Source organism: Blautia hansenii (assembly GCF_013304445.1).
Classification (GTDB): Bacteria; Bacillota; Clostridia; order Lachnospirales; family Lachnospiraceae; genus Blautia.
Window position 1 is genome coordinate 338,747 of sequence record NZ_JAAITA010000001.1, and the last position, 16,657, is coordinate 355,403.

Annotated in this window: 18 protein-coding genes; all 18 read left to right on the plus strand. The window is 45.6% G+C overall.

Translation table 11 applies throughout. The features are described from left to right. The first annotated feature begins 2 nt into the window (after positions 1-2). Positions 3-1,595 carry a peptide chain release factor 3 gene (locus G5A70_RS01610; RefSeq protein WP_173747374.1) on the plus strand — a complete coding sequence of 531 codons (1,593 nt, stop codon included), beginning with the start codon at positions 3-5 and terminating at the stop codon, positions 1,593-1,595. A gap of 113 nt (positions 1,596-1,708) precedes the next feature. After that, positions 1,709-2,089: an Asp23/Gls24 family envelope stress response protein gene (locus G5A70_RS01615; RefSeq protein WP_173747375.1), complete on the plus strand. Its 381-nt coding sequence runs from the start codon at positions 1,709-1,711 to the stop codon at positions 2,087-2,089. Between the two features lie 100 nt (positions 2,090-2,189). Beyond that, positions 2,190-2,597 carry a transcription antitermination factor NusB gene (gene nusB, locus G5A70_RS01620; RefSeq protein WP_173747376.1) on the plus strand — a complete coding sequence of 136 codons (408 nt, stop codon included), beginning with the start codon at positions 2,190-2,192 and terminating at the stop codon, positions 2,595-2,597. Beyond that, on the plus strand, positions 2,594-3,805 hold the full coding sequence (gene xseA / locus G5A70_RS01625) for an exodeoxyribonuclease VII large subunit (RefSeq protein WP_173747377.1): 1,212 nt from the start codon (positions 2,594-2,596) through the stop codon (positions 3,803-3,805). Before nusB ends, xseA begins: the two co-directional genes overlap by 4 nt. A gap of 1 nt (position 3,806) precedes the next feature. Continuing rightward, complete coding sequence (gene xseB / locus G5A70_RS01630) at positions 3,807-4,031, plus strand: exodeoxyribonuclease VII small subunit (protein WP_173747378.1); 225 nt, start codon at positions 3,807-3,809, stop codon at positions 4,029-4,031. Further along, a complete protein-coding gene (locus tag G5A70_RS01635; protein WP_173747379.1) occupies positions 4,021-4,911 on the plus strand; it encodes a polyprenyl synthetase family protein in 891 nt (296 codons plus the stop codon). Before xseB ends, G5A70_RS01635 begins: the two co-directional genes overlap by 11 nt. 13 nt (positions 4,912-4,924) lie before the next feature. Further along, entirely contained in the window at positions 4,925-6,781 is a 1,857-nt protein-coding gene (dxs, locus tag G5A70_RS01640) for a 1-deoxy-D-xylulose-5-phosphate synthase (protein WP_173747380.1), read from the plus strand. Beyond that, complete coding sequence (locus G5A70_RS01645; RefSeq protein WP_173747381.1) at positions 6,782-7,588, plus strand: TlyA family RNA methyltransferase; 807 nt, start codon at positions 6,782-6,784, stop codon at positions 7,586-7,588. It begins immediately after the preceding gene. A 2-nt stretch (positions 7,589-7,590) separates the two neighbouring features. Then, a complete protein-coding gene (locus G5A70_RS01650) occupies positions 7,591-8,451 on the plus strand; it encodes an NAD(+)/NADH kinase (protein ID WP_173747382.1) in 861 nt (286 codons plus the stop codon). Positions 8,452-8,461: 10 nt separating this feature from the next. After that, entirely contained in the window at positions 8,462-8,920 is a 459-nt protein-coding gene (gene argR, locus G5A70_RS01655) for an arginine repressor (protein WP_173747383.1), read from the plus strand. A 19-nt stretch (positions 8,921-8,939) separates the two neighbouring features. Continuing rightward, the gene (gene recN / locus G5A70_RS01660) at positions 8,940-10,625 is read left to right on the plus strand and encodes a DNA repair protein RecN (protein WP_173747384.1); all 1,686 of its coding nucleotides are present in this window, start codon (positions 8,940-8,942) and stop codon (positions 10,623-10,625) included. A gap of 74 nt (positions 10,626-10,699) precedes the next feature. Further along, entirely contained in the window at positions 10,700-11,893 is a 1,194-nt protein-coding gene (gene spoIVB, locus G5A70_RS01665) for a SpoIVB peptidase (RefSeq protein ID WP_173747385.1), read from the plus strand. 205 nt (positions 11,894-12,098) lie between these two features. Further along, a complete protein-coding gene (spo0A, locus tag G5A70_RS01670) occupies positions 12,099-12,893 on the plus strand; it encodes a sporulation transcription factor Spo0A (RefSeq protein WP_173747386.1) in 795 nt (264 codons plus the stop codon). Between the two features lie 89 nt (positions 12,894-12,982). Further along, positions 12,983-14,428 (plus strand): glycogen synthase GlgA, encoded by a 1,446-nt coding sequence (gene glgA, locus G5A70_RS01675; RefSeq protein ID WP_173747387.1) that lies wholly within the window; start codon positions 12,983-12,985, stop codon positions 14,426-14,428. 84 nt (positions 14,429-14,512) lie between these two features. Then, positions 14,513-14,698: a hypothetical protein gene (locus tag G5A70_RS01680; protein ID WP_173747388.1), complete on the plus strand. Its 186-nt coding sequence runs from the start codon at positions 14,513-14,515 to the stop codon at positions 14,696-14,698. Between the two features lie 15 nt (positions 14,699-14,713). After that, positions 14,714-14,968, plus strand: coding sequence for a spore coat protein (locus G5A70_RS01685; protein WP_173747389.1), 255 nt, complete (start codon positions 14,714-14,716; stop codon positions 14,966-14,968). Between the two features lie 164 nt (positions 14,969-15,132). Then, positions 15,133-16,041 (plus strand): 4Fe-4S binding protein, encoded by a 909-nt coding sequence (locus tag G5A70_RS16195; protein WP_173747390.1) that lies wholly within the window; start codon positions 15,133-15,135, stop codon positions 16,039-16,041. 63 nt (positions 16,042-16,104) lie between these two features. Next, positions 16,105-16,617 (plus strand): adenylate kinase, encoded by a 513-nt coding sequence (locus G5A70_RS01695; protein ID WP_173747391.1) that lies wholly within the window; start codon positions 16,105-16,107, stop codon positions 16,615-16,617. Positions 16,618-16,657 lie beyond the last annotated feature (40 nt).

Consider the following 16,657-nt stretch of genomic DNA (forward strand, 5'->3'; position numbering starts at 1 on the left):
ACGTGGCTGACTATACCAAAGAAATTACAAAAAGACGTACATTTGCAATTATTTCCCATCCGGATGCCGGTAAAACAACCCTTACCGAGAAGTTTCTTCTTTACGGAGGGGCTATTAATCTTGCGGGAAGTGTAAAGGGCAAGGCAACGGCCCGCCATGCGGTTTCTGACTGGATGGAAATAGAAAAGGAAAGAGGTATTTCCGTAACCTCTTCTGTATTGCAGTTTAATTATGATGGCTATTGCATCAACATATTGGATACTCCCGGACACCAGGACTTCTCAGAGGATACCTATCGTACTCTGATGGCGGCGGATTCAGCGGTTATGGTAATTGATGCTTCCAAAGGTGTGGAGGCCCAGACCAGAAAGCTGTTTAAAGTCTGCGCAATGCGCCATATTCCTATTTTTACGTTTATCAACAAACTGGACAGAGATGCAAACGACACCTTTGACCTTTTAGATGACATTGAGAAGGAACTTGGAATCCCTACCTGTCCGGTGAACTGGCCTATTGGTTCCGGCAAGAAGTTCCGCGGCGTATACGACAGGGAGACCGGGAAAGTCCTTACTTTTTCCGATACCATGAAGGGAACAAAAGAGGGAATTGAGGAGGAAATCGGCATTGACGAGGCCCGCCTTGACGAGGTCTTAGACCCGGAGCAGAAAGAGCAGCTTTTAGAGGAAATCGAACTTTTAGACGGTGCCAGTGCGGAGTTTGACCAGAAACTGGTGGATGAAGGAAAACTTTCTCCGGTATGCTTTGGTTCTGCGCTTACCAATTTTGGTGTGGAAACCTTTTTGAAGCATTTCCTGAAAATGACTTCCAGTCCCCTGCCGAGAAAAGCAGACATCGGAGAAATCGACCCCATGAAGGAGGATTTTTCTGCGTTTGTCTTTAAAATTCAGGCCAACATGAATAAAAACCACAGGGACAGAATTGCGTTTATGCGCATCTGCTCCGGTAAGTTTGAGGCTTCCAAAGAAGTGTTCCATGTCCAGGGCAATAAGAAAATGCGCCTTTCCCAGCCGCAGCAGATGATGGCGCAGGACCGTCATGTGGTGGAAGAGGCTTATGCAGGAGATATTATCGGTGTCTTTGATCCTGGTATTTTCTCTATTGGAGATACGGTATGCTCACCGGGGAAAAAATTCCAGTACGAGGGTATTCCTACCTTTGCGCCTGAGCATTTTGCCAGAGTCCGTTTGCTGGACAGCATGAAGAGAAAGCAGTTTGTAAAGGGAATCAACCAGATTGCCCAGGAAGGTGCCATTCAGATTTTCCAGGAAATCATGGGCGGTATGGAAGAAATCATTGTAGGCGTAGTAGGCGTCCTGCAGTTTGACGTTTTGAAATACCGTCTGGAAAACGAGTACAATGTAGACATTCGTCTGGAAAACCTGCCTTACGAGCATATCCGCTGGATTGAGAACAAGGAAGAGGTGGACGTAAAAGCCCTCACCGGAACTTCGGACATGAAGAAGGTGATGGATATGAAGGGAAATCCGCTTCTGCTGTTTATCAACAGCTGGAGTATCGGCATGACCCTGGACAGAAACGAAGGCCTTGTGCTGGCGGAATTTTCCAGAAATTAAGAAAAGAAGTGAGAAAAAGCGGTTTTTTACGGGAAAAGTAAAAAACCGCTTTTCATTTTTGCAGGGATTTGGTATAATAAGAAGCAGGATATTTCCTATAGGAGGTTTGAAAAATGGCGGAAGACAGAAACAGATATAAAATACATGACAATGGTTCTCTTGGGGAAGTACAGATTGCAGATGAGGTAGTAGCGATTATTGCAGGACTGGCAGCGACAGAAGTGGAAGGTGTCGGTTCCATGGCTGGAAATATTACAAACGAACTGGTTGGAAAACTGGGTATGAAAAACCTTTCCAGAGGTGTGAAGGTAGATGTTCTGGAAGATGTAGTCTGTGTGGATTTGGCCCTGAATATTGAGTATGGATACAATATTTTAGAGACCAGCAAGAAGGTACAGGAGAGAGTAAAAACTGCCATTGAAAACATGACAGGACTGACTGTTTCCGATGTCAACGTGCGGATTGCAAGCGTTGAAATTGACAAGACTAAATAGTTCATTGACAAGTGAAAAAGCAAAAAGCGGGAGATAAGGTGTCTTTTTCAGAGGCACCTTATTTTAAACTACAGCAGAAAAAGACAATACGGAGGAATATATGGGAAGACGAGAAATGCGGGAGCATATTTTTAAGCTGCTTTTTTTAAACGAATTTAACGGAACAGAGGAAATGCCGCAGCAGATACAGCTGTATTTTGACGGCTTAGAGGACTTAAATCCGGTAGAGCAGGCTTATATGGAAAATAAGTATGCCAAAATTACAGAGCGCCTGGAAGAACTGGACAGTATTCTCAATGAAAAGAGTGCAGGCTGGAAGACCAAACGAATGAGCAAGGTGGATTTGAATATTCTGCGTCTGGCAGTATATGAGATGAAATATGACGAGGATGTTCCTGTAAAGGTTGCGATTAATGAAGCAATAGAAATCAGCAAAAGCTTCGGCGGGGAGGATTCTGCTTCTTTTGTAAACGGAGTTTTAGGAAAAATTGCAAGGGAAAGTTTATGAACAGTATTTATTCCGTAGGACAGGTAAATAATTATATCAGAACCATGTTTGACCAGGATTTTATGCTGAATAAAATCTACATCAAAGGCGAGGTTTCCAACTGTAAGTACCATACCTCCGGACATATTTATTTTTCCCTGAAAGATGAAAGCGGCACAATTTCCTGCGTCATGTTTGCGGGCCAGCGGAAAGGTCTGGGCTTTGCCATGAAAAACGGGGATAAGGTGGTGGCCGGCGGCAGCGTCAGCGTTTACGAAAGAGACGGTAAGTACCAGCTCTATGCCAGAGAAATCACCCTGGAGGGTGCCGGACTTTTGTACGAGCGGTTTCTGGCAATGAAAAAGGAACTGGAAGAAATGGGAATGTTTGCGCCGGAATACAAACAGCCCATTCCTGTCTGGGCAAAAAAAGTAGGCATAGTGACTGCGACCACAGGGGCGGCAGTGCAGGATATCCGCACCGTGGCAGGCAGGAGAAATCCCTATGTGCAGCTGATTCTCTACCCGGCTCTGGTGCAGGGCGAGGGCGCAAAGGAAAGCATTGTAAGAGGTATCGAAGTCCTGGATGATTACGGTGTAGACGTGATTATTGTGGGAAGAGGCGGCGGTTCTATTGAAGATTTGTGGGCTTTTAATGAGGAAGAAGTGGCAAGGGCCATTTTCAACTGCCGAACCCCTATTATCTCTGCGGTAGGACATGAAACGGATACCACCATTGCGGACTTCGCAGCAGATTTGCGGGCTCCTACGCCTTCCGCGGCGGCGGAGCTGGCTGTGGCAGATGTGCGCGTGCTTTTCAACCAGCTTTTAAGTGCAAAACAGAAACTGATGCAGACCATGGACAACCAGATGTTTTGGATGCGCCAGAGAGTGGAGAAGTACGGGACAAAGCTGGAATATTTAAGTCCGGCAAGACAGATACAGGAAAAACGCACCCGGCTTTTGCAGGCAGAAGACCGGATGTACAGCGCTATGGAAAATCAGATTTTCCGCGCCCGTCAGAATCTGGGAATTTATATTGAACGCATGAAGGGCTTATCGCCCCTGGATAAACTGAAGCAGGGATTTTCTTATGTGGAAAATGGAAAAGGTCATGCAGTTACCCACGTTTCACAGGTAACAGGAGGCGAAGTGCTGCAGATTCAGGTGACAGACGGAAGAATTCAGGCCAAAGTGCTTGGTACGAAACAGGAGGAGAGAGGAGTTTGAAATGGCAGAGACAGAGAACAGAAACCAGGAAATGACCATGGAAGAAGCTCTGAAGGAATTAGACGGGATTGTAGAACGTCTGGAGAGCAGAGAGATTTCCCTGGAGGACTCCTTTGCTTTATATCAGAAAGGGATGGAACTGCTGCGGCAGTGCGGCAGCAAAATTGACACTGTTGAGAAAAAAATGCTCAAACTGAATGAAGATGGTGAGTTAAGTGAATTTTAAAGAAGAACTGAAACAGAAAACAGCCCGGGCAGAACAGGTGATTGCTTCTTTTCTGCCAAAAGAAGAGGGCTTTGCAAAGCATATGGCAGAAGCAATGAACTACAGCATGCGGGCAGGCGGAAAGCGGCTGCGGCCTGTGTTTATGGCAGAAATGTATGAGCTTCTGGGGGGAACGGGAGAAGTTATCCGTCCCTTTATGGCGGCTATGGAGATGATTCACACCCATTCTCTGATTCATGATGACCTTCCGGCTCTTGACAATGATGAATACAGGAGAGGGAAGAAAACCACCCATGTGGTGTTCGGTGAGTCGGCGGCTATTCTGGCAGGAGACGCTCTTTTAAACTATGCTTATGAGACCGCTTTTCGCGCCTTTGACCTGGCAAAAGGAGAGAAGGAACTTCGCCGGACAGCCAGGGCTTTGGAGATTCTGGGAGAAAAAACGGGAATCAAGGGCATGTTGGGAGGACAGGGAGCAGACGTGGAAAATGACGGTAAGCCGCTCTCAAAGGATATGCTGGATTTTATTTATGAAAATAAGACTTCTGCGCTGATTGAGGCTTCGCTTATGATTGGAGCGGTGCTGGCCGGAACAGAGGATATGGTAAAAATAGAGAAAATCGGCAGCTGCATTGGTCTGGCTTTTCAGATTCAGGACGATATTCTGGATGTGACAAGCAGCCGGGAAGAACTGGGAAAACCAGTGGGCAGTGACGCCAAAAACAACAAGACCACATATGTGACCTTAGAAGGAATTGAAAAAGCGGGAGAGGAAGTAAAGCGTCGGACAGAAATGGCTATAGAGCTTCTCGATGACCTTCCGGGAGAAAAGGAATTTTTGAAGGAGCTGTTTCTTTCTCTTTGCACCCGCAGAAAATAGAGGTGCACGATACATGTTATTAGAAACCATAAAAAAGGCAAATGATATTAAGAAAATACCGCCGGATAAATTTCCGCAGTTAGCGGAGGAAATCCGGGCTTTTCTGTTGGATCATGTCAGCCGTACAGGGGGACATTTAGCTTCCAATCTGGGGGCTGTGGAGCTTACCATGGCGCTGCATTATGTGTTTTGTCTGCCGGCGGATAAGATTATATGGGATGTGGGACACCAGTCCTATACCCATAAAATTCTTACGGGCAGACAGGAAGGGTTTGACAGTCTTCGGACTTTGGGCGGTATGAGCGGCTTTCCAAAACGCAGCGAAAGCCCCTGTGATGCTTATGACACGGGGCATAGTTCCACGTCCATTTCTGCAGGCGTGGGATATGTCTGTGCCAGAGATTTAAAGGGAGAGGACTACCATGTGATTTCCGTCATCGGAGACGGCGCGCTCACGGGAGGTATGGCCTATGAAGCAATCAATAATGCTTCTGCGCTGAAGAAGAACTTCATTATTGTTTTAAATGACAACGAAATGTCTATTTCCGAAAATGTAGGGGGCATTTCCAGTTATTTGAGCAATATGAGAACCACAGAGGGATATTTTGAATTGAAAGCAGGCGTAAAGAACAGCCTGAATAAAATTCCGGGACTTGGCCCTGCGGCTATTAAACAGATTCATAAGACGAAGGACAGCCTTAAGAGACTGATGATTCCGGGTATGTTTTTCGAAGACATGGGGCTGACCTATCTGGGTCCCATCAATGGTCATGACTGTAACCGGATGATTCAGGTGTTCCAGGAGGCAAAAAGAGTCTCCGGGCCGGTGCTGGTACATGTGAAAACAGAAAAAGGAAGAGGCTATGAGCCTGCTATGCGCCACCCTGCCAGATTCCACGGCACGGCGGCTTTTGACCTGGAGCATGGAATTCCCTTAAACAATAATGGGAAAGCCAATTATACAGATATTTTTTCCACGGTTATGCGGAAATTCGGCGACAGAGAAGAAAAGGTGGTAGCCGTAACGGCCGCCATGCCCGACGGAACAGGATTGAAACGGTTTCGTAATATGTTTCCGGATAGATTCTTTGACGTGGGAATTGCAGAGGAGCACGCCGTGACCTTTGCTGCCGGCCTGGCTCTTGGGGGAATGATTCCTGTGGTGGCGGTGTATTCTTCCTTTTTGCAGAGGGCGGTAGACCAGATTATTGAGGACGTATGCCTGCAGAATCTCCATGTGATTTTTGCAGTGGACCGGGCCGGACTTGTGGGCAGCGACGGGGAGACGCATCAGGGCTGTTTTGATTTAAGTTATCTGTCCATGATTCCCAATATGACAGTTATGGCGCCGAAAAATAAATGGGAGCTTTCCGATATGATGAAATTTGCGGTAAGCTATGACGGCCCTATTGCTGTGCGCTATCCCAGAGGAGAGGCCTATGACGGGCTGGAGGAGTTTCGGGAACCCATTGTAAGAGGGCGCAGTGAAATGATTTACCGGGGAAAAGGGATTGCCCTGCTGGCAGTGGGCAGTATGGTAAAAACAGCGGAGGCGGTAAGGAAAAAGCTGTTAGAGGACGGAGATAATCCCACCCTTGTCAACGCCAGATTTGTAAAACCGCTGGATAAAAAAATGCTGGACAGCCTGGCAAAAGACCATGAAGTTATCGTTACTATGGAAGAAAATGTAAAAAGCGGCGGCTTTGGAAGCGCAGTTGTGGAATATCTGCACACCGCGTACCCGGAAGTACAGGTGCTGTCTGCAGCACTTCCGGATGTTTTTATGGAGCATGGAAGTCCGGAGAAACTGAAGGAAAAAGCGGGAATCGATGCCGGTTCCATTTATAATCGGATAAAGGAGGCCAGATAGATGAAAGAGCGTCTGGATGTCCTGCTGGTGAAACGGGGACTGGCCGTTTCCCGTGAGAAAGCGAAAGCTGTCATTATGGCAGGAATTGTATATGTGGAAAATCAGAAAGAAGATAAAGCCGGAAGCATGTTTCCGGATACTGTAAAGATAGAAGTCCGGGGAAATACCTTAAAATACGTAAGCCGCGGCGGATTGAAACTGGAAAAAGCCATGACACATTTCGGTGTGAGCCTGGATAAAAAGGTGTGCATGGATGTGGGTGCTTCCACGGGAGGATTTACAGACTGCATGCTGCAGAACGGAGCCGTGAAAGTCTATGCCATTGATGTAGGACATGGACAGCTGGACTGGAAACTGCGAAACGATGAGCGGGTGGTCTGCATGGAGAAAACCAACATCCGTTATGTGGTACCGGAGGATTTGCAGGAACCAGCAGATTTTTCTTCCATTGATGTGTCTTTTATTTCTCTTACCAAGGTACTGCTTCCTGTATATCATCTTTTGAAAGATGACGGAGAGGTTGTCTGCCTCATTAAGCCCCAGTTTGAGGCAGGAAGGGAAAAGGTAGGAAAAAAAGGAGTTGTCCGTGATCCGGCCGTGCACGAAGAAGTCATTGACAAAGTCATTGCTTATGCAAAGAGCATTGGATACGCAGTTCGTCATCTGGAGTTTTCTCCCATTAAAGGACCGGAGGGAAACATTGAATATCTGCTGCATATACAGAAACAGAAAGACGGATTACCGGAAAACCAAGAGGCAGATGTAAAGGGCGTTGTGGCAGCAGCCCATAAAGAGTTGGATAAATAAGTATGGATAAGTTTTATATTATTGCCAATAGTGAAAAAGACGAAGGATTAAAGGTGTCCAAAAGAGTGGCGGAATATCTGGAAAATAACGGAAAACACTGTGTGATTCAGCCTTCCAGCTTTTCTGTACGGGAGCCTTTTACCCATTATACGGATATCAGCACCATTCCCGAAGATGTGGAATGTGTCATTGTATTAGGAGGAGACGGAACCCTTCTCCAGGCGGCCAGAGACGTGGTCAGCCGCCAGATTCCCCTTTTGGGTGTGAATCTGGGAACCTTGGGATATCTGGCAGAGATTGACCGGGAATCCATAGAACCGGCTCTGAATCATCTCATGGCAGACGAATACACCATAGAACGACGCATGATGCTGTGGGGACAGGTATATCACCGGGGAAAGGCTGTGGCAGAAGATGTGGCGTTAAATGATATTGTGATTGGAAGAGAAGGGCCCCTGCGGGTTATCCGCTTTAATAATTACGTCAACGGAGAATTTCTCAATTCCTACACGGCAGACGGAATTATTGTCTCCACAGCCACGGGTTCTACAGGGTATAGCTTGTCTGCGGGAGGGCCCATTGTTTCTCCGGAGACGAATATTATGATTATGACACCTGTGGCGCCCCATACCCTGAACACCCGAAGCATTATTTTTCCGGCAGAGGATGAAATTGCCGTGGAAATCACCCAGGGCGCCAAGGAGGGGCAGGGAAAGGCCGTGGCTTCTTTTGACGGAGATACCAACATTTCCATGACTACAGGAGACCGGATTGTGATTCGCCGCTCTGCCAGTGACACCAGAATTATAAAAATCAGCAACATCAGCTTTTTAGAGGTGCTGCGTACTAAAATGAGAAATTAGGAGGAAGGACATGAAGATTGCCAGACATTCAAAGATTCTGGAACTGATTAATCAGTACGATATAGAAACACAGGAAGAACTGGCTGCACGGCTGCAGGCTGCAGGCTTTCGTGTGACGCAGGCCACAGTTTCCAGAGACATTCGGGAACTGAAGCTGATGAAAATTGCAAAGCCGGGCGGCGGCTCCAGATATAAGGTAATGACCTCCAAGGAAAACTCAGACAGCGAAAAATACATAAGGGTCTTAAGAGACGCCTTTTTGTCCATGGACATTGCCCAGAATATTCTGGTGATTAAGACTACCTCCGGTATGGCCAATGCCGCTGCGGCTGCTCTGGACCATATGGAATTTCAGGAAATTGTGGGGAGTCTGGCAGGAGACGATACCATTGCCTGCTTCTGCAAAAGCGCAGAAGAAACCATGGCACTTATGAGCAAAATCAGAAAGCTGATTCATGTGTACGAATAAGAAAACGGAGTAGGAAAAGATGTTAGTGCATTTACATGTTAAAAACCTGGCTTTAATTGAAGAGGCAGAGGTGGATTTTGAGGAAGGGCTGAACATTCTCACCGGAGAGACAGGCGCCGGAAAATCCATTCTCATGGGAGCGGTCAATCTGGCTCTGGGACAGAAAATGTCCAGAGAAATCATAAGAGAAGGCGCTTCTTACGCCCTGGTAGAGCTGGTATTTCAGGTGAGCCCTGACACAGAAGAGAAACTGCGGGAACTGGAGGTGTTCCCGGAAGACGGACAGGTCATTATAACCAGAAGAATTACAGAGAGCAGAAGCATGATTAAGGTCAACGGGGAAACCTGTACGGCTGCAGCCATAAAAAAGGCGGCATCTCTGCTTTTGGATGTTCACGGACAGCATGAACACCAGTCCCTTTTATACCCGGATAAACAGATGGAGATTCTGGATGAATATTCAGAGGCAGAGTCCGGGGAGAAAAAAGAGGCAGTGAAAATGCTTTACGGCGCCTACCGTCAGATCCGAAAAGAACTAGAGGGTTATCAGTTAGATCAAGAGCAGAGACGCAGAGAAATCAGCTTTCTGGAGTATGAAATTCAGGAAATCCAGAATGCGGAATTGAAAGACGGAGAAGACGAGGAACTGGAACATCTCTATCGGAAACTGGTAAACAGCAGGAAAATTACGGAAAATCTGGGAGGCGTATATCAGCTCACCGGATATGAGGAGGAGGGCAGCGGCACCCAGACCGGGCGGGCTCTTCAAAAACTGTCACAGATTTCGGATTTTGATGAAAGTCTGGAAAACTTATACCGCTCTTTGGAAGATATTGACAGCCTGCTCAATGACTTTAACCGGGAAGTGTCTGCCTATCTTTCGGAATTCCGGTTTTCTGAGGAAGAATTCCAGGAAACGGAAAACCGTCTGGATGGTATCAATCATTTAAAGGCGAAATATGGCCATACCATTCCCGAAATCCGTGCTTATCAGGAAGAAAAGGAAAGGGAACTGGAACGTCTCAGAAACTTTGAGGAAAGAAAAGGGCAGTTGGAAGGCGAACTGGAGCAAAAGAGGGAAGAACTGGAAAAAGCCAGCCGGGAACTGACCCAGGTGCGGAAAAGCTGGGCGAAAAAGCTGGAAAATCAGATTACAAAGGGACTGGAGGATTTGAATTTCCTGAATGTGGAGTTTGAAATCCGCTTTTCTCAAAAAGAGAAGTTTTCTCCTCAGGGAAAAGACAGCATTTGCTTTATGATTTCCACAAATCCGGGAGAACCTGTGCGGGAACTTTCCAAAGTGGTATCCGGCGGTGAGCTTTCCAGAATTATGCTGGCCATTAAGACGCTGCTGGCGGATAAAGATGACACGGAAACCTTGATTTTCGATGAAATAGATACCGGAATCAGCGGCAGGACAGCCCAGAAAGTGGCGGAAAAGATGGCGGTTATCAGCAGAAACCATCAGATTATCTGTATTACCCATCTGCCGCAGATTGCGTCCCAGGCCAATGCCCATTATCTCATTGAAAAAAATGTGGAAGAAAAGGGAACTACTACCAGAATCCGCGGCCTTTCTTATGAAGAGTCCGTGGAAGAACTGGCGCGTATGCTGGGCGGAGCAAAAATCACAGAGGCGGTTTTGCAAAATGCAGCAGAGATGAAAGATTTGGCACAGCAACAAAAAAATACAAGATTGAAATAGACGAAAGGTCACATACTAAAAAGGTACACTGCGGTGTATCTTTTTTTGTTTCTATACAGAAAGGTTGTGATTTTTTGTCAAAGAAACGTAATTATCGTCGGTTTCTTATCGTATTATTAGTAGCGGATATTTTCGCCGCAGGTGTGCTGGGATTTCGCCATCTGCAAAACAGTATTCCGAATACCGTGTATATTCATGCGGGACAGGAGGAAGAACTTTCCCGTGCGCTGGATTCTCCTTTGCTTACTTATCCGGATACGATTGACGTATCGGACCGGGGAAGCTACCGGATTTCCTGTTCCCTTCTTGGAATCCTTCCAATCAAAGAGGTTCAGGTGCAGACCATGGAAGAAAAAAGCGTTGCCGTGTGCGGTGTACCTGTGGGGCTTTACATGGAGACAGAGGGCGTTCTGGTGGTAGACACCGGGGAAATTCTGCAAAAAGACGGTATTTCCTGCAGACCTGCCGCAAATATTGCCAAAGCAGGGGATTATATTCTGGAGGTCAACGGCACGCCTATATCCGGAAAAAAAGAACTGATTCAGCAGATTCATGACAGTAAAGGAGAAGCCATGGAGCTGCTGGTAAACAGGGGAGGAGAAAAAATCCCCTTATCGCTGACGCCTGTACTGGCAGAGGATGACAGTTATAAGCTGGGTATCTGGGTGCGGGATAATACACAGGGAATCGGAACCATGACGTATGTAGACACAGAAGGAAAATTCGGCGCCCTGGGGCATGGTATCAGTGATACGGACACAGGAGAACTTCTGGACATAGAAGACGGAGAACTCTACCAGGCACAGATTATGTCGATTGTCAAAGGTGTAAAAGGCACACCGGGGGAACTCTCCGGCTACATTGAATACCAGAAGGACAGGAAAATCGGCACTATAGAAAAGAATACGGAAATCGGAATATTCGGCAGAGTGGAGCAGCCGGAAAAGCTGTGCTTAAAAGAGACGGAAATCGGCTATAAACAGGAAGTACAGGAGGGACGTGCAGAGCTTCTTACCTGTGTGGAAGGAGAGGTGAAATCTTATGAAATCCAGATAACCGACATTTACAGAGAGCGGGCAGATACCAACAAGGCCTTTGTTCTGCGCGTCACAGACCCGGAGCTTTTAGCTGCAACCGGCGGAATTGTTCAGGGAATGAGCGGCAGCCCCATTCTGCAGAACGGAAAACTGGTAGGCGCAGTAACCCATGTTTTTGTACAGGATTCTACCAAAGGATACGGAATTTTTATCGAGAATATGCTGTGGTAAGCTGGCGAAAGTAATGGAAAAAAACGAAAAAATGTCGAATAAATAGGAAAACTATCAGAATACAACATAAGTTGTAAGATGATTTAGCTTGATTCTGAAAAGAAGTGATAATATAATACTAATAGTCTTCAGATATGGCGATTCAAAAGGGCGCCCGTCATATGCTGGAGAATAGAGTTGTAACAAAACAGATGGAGGATGAGTAATGGAGAAGTTAAATGTCGCTATAGCAGATGACAATGAAAAAATGTTGGACTTATTGGGGAATCTTATTAACGAAGACAAAGAGCTGGAATTAGTAGGGCATGCTAATAACGGCGCCGAAATTTACGATATTATCAAAGAAAAAGAACCGGATGTTGTACTTTTAGATATTATCATGCCGAAAGTAGACGGGCTGACCGTTATGGAAAAAGTCAGCAAAGATACCAATTTGAAAAAACACCCGGCTTTTATTATTGTATCTGCTGTAGGACAAGAACAGATTACGGAGGACGCGTTTCAGCTGGGAGCAAATTACTATATCCTGAAGCCTTTTGATAATGACATGCTTTTATCCAGAATTAAGCATGTAAGACAGGCCAGGGACAACAGAAGACGGGATTTAAGAAAAGTGAATGCATATGAGAGTGACAGCAGTTATTATGAGAGAAACCTGGAGGCGGACGTTACCAATATTATTCATGAAATTGGTGTACCGGCCCATATTAAAGGTTACCAGTATTTGAGAGATGCCATTATTCTGTCTGTAAACGATATGGAAATGCTGAATTCAATTACGAAAATTCTCTATCCTACCATTGCAAAAAAACACCAGACCACACCCAGCAGAGTGGAGAGAGCCATACGCCATGCCATTGAGGTGGCCTGGAGCAGAGGGAAGATGGACACTATCGATGAACTGTTCGGCTATACTGTAAGTACGGGAAAAGGCAAGCCCACAAACTCCGAATTTATCGCCCTGATTGCCGACAAAATACGTCTGGAATACAGGAAATAAGTTGAAACAGAGGGGAAAAATAACTTTTCTTTGCATAAAAAATGGGGTATAATATGAATAAAGCTTTGATTTGCAAGGAGGGTGTTTCAGTGAAAAAAATATTATTTGTGGCATCAGAGGCAGTTCCGTTTATAAAAACAGGGGGATTAGCGGACGTAGTGGGAGCTTTGCCGAAATGCTTTGATAAAAATGAGTATGATGTGCGTGTGATTATTCCCAAATATTTATGCATGAAAGAAGAATACAAAAACCAGTTGCAGTATGTGACCCATTTTTACATGGATATTGGCTACAGACGGGAATATGTAGGGATTATGCAGCTGGTTCACGAAGGTATCCAGTATTATTTTATTGACAATGAATATTATTTCTCAGGCTATCAGCCATACGGAGACATTCGTTTTGATATTGAAAAATTTGCCTTTTTCTCAAAGGCAGCCCTGTCTATACTTCCGGTCATTGATTTCCGTCCGGACCTTATTCACTGCCACGACTGGCAGACAGGCCTCATTCCGGTATATTTAAAAGACAGTTTCCAGGGCGGTCCTTTCTATCAGGGCATTAAGACTGTTATGACCATACATAACCTGAAATTCCAGGGAACCTGGGATATTAAGACCATTCGGGAACTGACCGGTCTGCCGGCTTACTACTTTACACCGGATAAACTGGAAGCTTATAAAGACGCTAATTTGTTAAAAGGCGGACTGGTTTATGCCGATGCCATTACCACCGTCAGCAATACTTATGCAGAAGAGATTAAGACGGAGTTTTACGGAGAACATCTGGACGGCCTTTTAAGAGCCCGCGCCCATGATTTGCGGGGAATTGTAAACGGTATTGATTATGAAGAATACAATCCGGAAACAGATACATTTCTGGCGAAAAATTACAATGCCAAGAATTTCCGGAAAGAAAAAGTGAAAAATAAACTGGCCCTGCAAAAAGAACTGGGACTGCAGGAAGACCCCAAGGTAATGATGATTGGTGTGGTTTCCCGTCTCACAGACCAGAAGGGCTTTGATTTGGTAAATTATGTAATGGACGAGTTGTGCCAGGACAGTATCCAGCTGGTGGTTCTGGGAACCGGTGAAGAACGGTATGAAAACATGTTCCGTCATTTTGCATGGAAATATCAGGGAAAAGTATCTGCCAATATTTTCTATGACAACGGACTGTCACACAGAATTTATGCGTCCTGTGATGCGTTTTTGATGCCGTCCTTATTTGAACCCTGCGGCTTGAGCCAGCTTATGAGCCTTCGTTACGGTACGCTTCCCATTGTAAGAGAAACAGGAGGCTTAAAAGACACAGTGCAGCCGTACAATGAGTACGAAAGTACAGGTACAGGCTTCAGCTTTACAAATTACAATGCCCATGAAATGCTGGGCACGATTCGTTATGCGGAATCTGTTTACTATGATAAGAAGAGAGAATGGAACAAACTGGTAGACAGAGCCATGGCCAAGGATTTCTCCTGGGCAAGTTCTGCAAAACAATATGAAGAAATGTACAGCTGGTTAATCGGCGGCTGAGAATAGCAAAAGAATCCTGTTATAGAAAATGAGAATTCTGCCATACTAAGAATGTGAACAAAAAACATTCAGGAGGAAAATGCCATGACAGAAATCTCGGTACTTGATTTACAGAATCTGCGTCATTTAATCGGCGGCTTTGAAACTACCCACTGCAAAATGCAGGACTATGCCCATGAGGCACAGGACCCGCAGGTAAAACAGTTTTTCCAGAAATCCGCACAGTGTGCAATGGAAAGCAAGCAGCAGTTAATGCAGTTTTTACAGTAGCAGGAGGGAAAGAAAATGACAGATAAGACAATGGTAGCAGATACCCTGGCAGGAATTAACGGAGAACTGGTGCGCTATGGAGAAATGATTAGCCAGACAGAGAACCAGCAGTTGAAACAGGCGTTAAAACAAATGCGGAATCAGTGTGAAATGTCTCAGGAGGAAATCTATCAGATTGCCAGAGCCAAAAGTTATTACGTTCCGGCTGCGTGTGCAAAGCCGGAGGAAGTAGCCCATGTGCGTTCCGTACTGAGTCAGCCGGGAATGTAAAAGAGAAGAAAAACAAATTCGGGAAATAGACCGAAAAGGGAAAAGAGTCTGCTGCAGGACAGAGAAAAAGAGATGCTCTGTTTTGCAGGGACTCTTTTTCTGTTGTCATGAGAAAAGGGGAATGATACAATAGGAATATCAGAAATGGGGAGAAGGAATGTGCGATGGAGAAAAAAGCAGAAAGTTGTGTTTGCGGCAGAGAAGACAAATTCTATTATGTGATTTCGGAGTCTTGTGTTAGGTGTGGAGCCTGTGAAGAAGTCTGTCCTGTGGGGGCCATTCGGAAGGATGAGGAAAAATACGAGATACTTCCGGAAAAATGCATAGACTGCGGTACTTGCTCAGCCGTCTGTCCCACAGAAGCGGCTCAGCCTGTACCGGTGATTCGGGAGAGCATTTCGCTGCAGGACATAGACAGAAAGAAATGCTATTTCAATCCGGGCTGCGCTTTAGGGCTGTACAAACCGGAGGTTCCTGAAAAAATGCTGAAACTTCTGCAGAAATATTTCGGAGAAGTAAAAATGCACAATATTTGCTGCAGAAACAATCCGAAACTGGAAGAAGGTTCTGTTATCATTAATAATTGTGCAGGATGCGACCGCCGCTTTCGTTCTTTGTATGAAGATATCTGCACAATTTCATACTGGGAAGTGTTGAATGGCATTGCAGACTTGCAGCTGCCGGATTATACAGGCCTTACAGTGTCTGTTCATGATTCCTGCGGTTATCGGCATAAGCCGCAGGTACATCGCGCAGTCAGAAATCTTTTGCGGAAAATGCATGTGGAAATCGTGGAAGAGGGGCTTACAGGGACTAAATCCGTGTGCTGCGGTGACAACTTTTACGGACTGGTTCCTAATGAGCAGGTGGAGAAACGGATACAGCTGCGGGCTTCCCAGCTATCCTGCCAGGATGTGGTGGTATATTGCATTGGCTGCGTGCGGGGGATGAATGCGGCGGGGAAAATCCCCCATTATCTGCCGGATATGCTGTTTGGCCGCAAGACAGAACTGATGTCGGATTCTCTGAACCAATATCACACAAAGCTTGCAGATTATATTGCGCGGCATTAAGAGAGGAATCATTTATCTGGTTTTGATAAGCGATGTCCATGGAGAAGCAAGGAGAGAAAAGCAATGATTCTTTTAATTACAGGCGCCTCTCACACAGGAAAGACCCTGTTGGCACAAAAACTTCTTGAAAAATACAAATACCCGTATCTGTCCATAGACCTTTTAAAGATGGGCTTAATCCGAAGCAAAAATACAGAGTTGACGCCCGAAGACGACGAAGAACTGGAGACATATCTGTGGCCCATTGTGCGGGAAATGGTGAAAACAGCCATTGAAAATAAGCAGAATCTGATTGTGGAGGGCTGTTACATTCCTCTTAACTGGAAAGAAGATTTTTCAGAAAAATATGCCAGGGAAATTCAGTGTTATTGTCTGGTGATGAGCAGAGATTATATCGAAAAAAATTTTTCGGATATAAAAAAGTATGCGAATGTGATTGAACAGCGCATGGACGACTGTGCGTGTACCAAAGAAATGGTCATGGCAGACAATAAACACTATTTAGAACAATGCAAAAAGTATGGCTGTAACTATATTTTGATTGAGGACGATTATCAGATAGAGGTAAGGCTGTAAAGACAGAAACGAAAATTTGGACAGGAAAAGGAGGTGGCTC